Below are 3391 nucleotides of genomic sequence, written 5' to 3' on the forward strand. Positions count from 1 at the left end.
ATACTGTATTGCAGGATGCCATTGGCGGCTTAAGAGATCAGAGATATGACTTCTCACTCTTAAGAGGCCGCGAAGCCTTAAACTATGCAATCGAAGGATTGATGGCTGCACTCGGAAACCAAGATGTTCAGCGCAAGAACCGCTATGCACTCATCCAGGGGCTCTCATCCCGCGACATCAATCTCGCAGCAGAGTATCACTGGCTAAATTCGAGTTGGCCTACCACCAACGATGAGATGCACCCTCTAGTTTCGCGGCTCCTGTGGGTCACGTCAAATTTGATTACAACGGTCAACCGTCTCGTAGATGCGCACCCGCTCACTTTCCACGGAGACAAGGGTTGATGAGCCTAGCCCAGGACTTGAGCGCGGACACGATATTGCGCCTATCGTTGGAATGCAGGCGTACATATCAGGACGGACGCCTCGTGATTAGCTCCTACGCAAAGGGATATCCTCGCGAACGAGCCTATTTGCAAAATGAACTCGGTACCGCCGTTTGCGAAATGCTCGACGGGAGATCGACTGTTTCCGACATCGTCGTAAGGCTTGGCGCTGCTCAAAGGCGCCCGGCATCACTTTCTGACGTGCTGGAATACCTGCGGGAGCTTGATCAGCTTGGCTTCCTGGAGTTTGTCTCCAGCGCAACTGTTCCTGCGAGACGCGCTCCATTCCAGATACTCGTAATCCCATACAGAGAGTGTAGTGATCATCGTTTTGAGGTTGCTTTGCTACGAAGATCTGATCTCCTTTGCTGGCAAGGTATCGCGGGCGGTGGACAAGATCTGGAAAGCCCAATCGAGGCCGCAGCTAGAGAACTTGCCGAAGAAGCGGGGTTGGCAGGGCAACCTGTTTTCCCCTTACAGACGGTAGCAAGTGTGCCCGCTAGGCATTTTCCGCACGCTGACTGGTGTCCACGACTTGCCGTCGTGCGCGAATACTCATTCTCGGTCAAGATTGCCACAGATCAAGCTATTTCAATTTCGTCGGAACATTCTGAATTTGGATGGTTTGCGCTCGACGAGGCCGTCCGCTTAGCAGAATGGGACAGCACAAAAACAGCAGTTCAAGAGCTCGCTTTTACTCTTACAAATGCCAATCTCGCATAACGAACAGCTATCACGCTATTGGCCTGGTGAGCCCCCGCTGGGAAGCGTCTTGGGAGACCAGGAGTTTCGCGCGCTTCAGTCGGCGTACTATGACTCCCTGCATATCGATCGTGGATTTAAAGCCCACGAAATGGTCGAGCGTTTTGAGTTAGGGTTTAGAGAGTATGTCGGTGCAGAGCATGCCATCGCCGTGAATGGCGGAGGAACCGGCCTTGACATCGCACTTGCGATAGCTGAAGTCGGACCAGACGACGAAGTTATTTCTTGCGCGATCAACTTCCACGGCACGCACCTGGCGGTTCTGGGTCGCGGCTCGCGGCTCGTATTGGCCGAGCCCGAGGCTCCTTCTCTGAATATCAGCCCCACCCACCTTGAAGCGCTACTCACTCCCCGCACGCGGGCGGTGGTGGTCACTCACATGAACGGCCATCCAGCAAAAATCGACGCGATTGAGAAGGTCATTCATGAGTACTCAGATTCTCAGAAGACCCGCCCCATAATTTCTATCTATGACGCCTGCCGGGCGTGTGGCGCTGAGTATCAATCGGAAAAGATTGGCAGCCGCGGGTCGATGACGGTTTTCAGCTTCCAAAGCAAAAAAATCATCACGACATTAGGCGAAGGCGGAATGATCGTTACAAACGATCAAGCCTTCGCGAGACGAGCCCGCGAAATACGTTCCTTCGGCCTTGGCAGAGCTTGGGGCTCGAATTTTAAGCTCACAAAGATTCAGGCGGCAGTAGGACAAGTTCAGCTCGGAAAATTGAATGCGCTGGTGAACCGACGCCGCCAACTTGCTCTGCAGCGCAATTCAATCCTCGGAAGATGTGACGCGTTGGTTTTGCCGACTGACGGGCCGAACGACAGATGCTCCTATAATTTGTACACCTTGCTATTGAAGGGACCGAAATCCCCCGAGGCTCGGACGTACGTGATGCACGCTCTCGAAGAGTTGGGCATCGGCTGCGTTGTTGCGAACGAGCCGACATGGAAGAGCAATTCGTACATTGCGAATCTTGTTGCAAGTAGGAACAATCCGGTTGCGGAGGATATAGGGTCTCGCATTTTCTGTCCGTCGATCCACCCTCTCATGACAGACGACGAGAATGCTTACATAGCAAACGCTATTGCAGAAGCTTGCGAGAAGATCGAGGGCCGCTCGTGAGAGATGAACCGTTGCTCCGCACCCTCGTCGACAACTTTTGCAAACAAGCTGGCGTCACCCTCTACGCGTCACTTCCTTCGCGAAAGCAGAAAGTCTTTCTTTGCCGTGATCAATGCGGACGCGTTGTTGTAATTAAGATCAATAGATTAGCCGAACCCGTTGCCGCCGTTTTGAGAAGATGTGCAATCCAGAACGAAATTGCAAATGGTACGACCGCACTTGCCCCCCGGATCGATCTGATTTTGCCGGATCCAACTCTCGGCGAGGAAGCGCGCGGCTACGTCGCGACCTTGAGCGAGTACATCGAAGGGCGCGCCGCCGAGAGCGATAACCCGCTTGACCTCGAGCCTTCTGCGGCCCTCCTGGCGGGCATCCACAGTGGAATTAGTACGATGCGCTGGGAGACTGATCTGCCGTCCCCTACGCTGCGCGAAATGCACAGGCTGTTTGAGGATCGGTTTCCCCTTATCCTGGAAACAGCGTCGCCAGCGACTGTATCCCGAATCAACGAAAAGCGCCTGGCTTTTACCAGGCTCCAAATGCAGGGACTGGTGTTCGGCATGGACCAGTCCTGGAACTCTCTTATCCACGGGGACTTCTACCCTTCGAATGTAATCCGAGATCAAAGCGGCAAGCTTCTCGCGATCGATTTCGATCTAATGCGACGCTTCCCAACGGAGTACGAGGTTGTACGTGCGGCCATTATGTTTAGTATCGATGCCCACGCATCGATAAATTGGTCCAAGTTTAGCAGGTTTTGCGCGAAGTATTTGGCTGCTGGAGGAACTTTAGCCTGTAGTTTGCCAGAAGCCGTTCGCTTCTTCTGCGCTGTGCAGTCGCTTGATTTATACGGCTACCAACCTGGAGACGAATTGGATCCCGAACTACAGGATTACGCTTCGTTTCGCGTCAAATTATTGAAGTCTCTCATGGTGAATCCATTCGATGCAGGCTGTCATATCCTTTGACGATGATCAGTTTCGAGTGGTCGTTAGTTCTAACTCGGCGGGTTTCATCGCTTTCCTGAAAGGCTATTTTGTTGGCCTTCGAGTCCAGACAATTGAAGGGGACGCTCAGCGCGCCGATGTAACCGTCCTAATCGACGTTCACCCCGCCGG

The 3391-nt window shown here is 53.3% G+C and carries 4 protein-coding genes; all 4 read left to right on the forward strand.

The annotated features are described in order from the left end of the window. Window positions 1-344: hypothetical protein (locus XF30_RS38195; RefSeq protein ID WP_158284405.1), on the forward strand; the 344-nt coding region annotated here is incomplete at its 5' end. A gap of 83 nt (window positions 345-427) precedes the next feature. Further along, the gene (locus XF30_RS22120; protein ID WP_158284406.1) at window positions 428-1108 is read left to right on the forward strand and encodes a PqqD family peptide modification chaperone; all 681 of its coding nucleotides are present in this window, start codon (window positions 428-430) and stop codon (window positions 1106-1108) included. Window positions 1109-1157: 49 nt separating this feature from the next. Then, window positions 1158-2273 carry a DegT/DnrJ/EryC1/StrS family aminotransferase gene (locus tag XF30_RS22125; protein ID WP_158284407.1) on the forward strand — a complete coding sequence of 372 codons (1116 nt, stop codon included), beginning with the start codon at window positions 1158-1160 and terminating at the stop codon, window positions 2271-2273. Window positions 2274-2284: 11 nt separating this feature from the next. After that, window positions 2285-3241 (forward strand): phosphotransferase, encoded by a 957-nt coding sequence (locus XF30_RS22130; protein ID WP_158284408.1) that lies wholly within the window; start codon window positions 2285-2287, stop codon window positions 3239-3241. Window positions 3242-3391: the final 150 nt, after the last annotated feature.

The sequence above is a fragment of the Bradyrhizobium sp. SUTN9-2 genome (assembly GCF_003122645.1).
Lineage (GTDB): Bacteria > Pseudomonadota > Alphaproteobacteria > Rhizobiales > Xanthobacteraceae > Bradyrhizobium > Bradyrhizobium yuanmingense.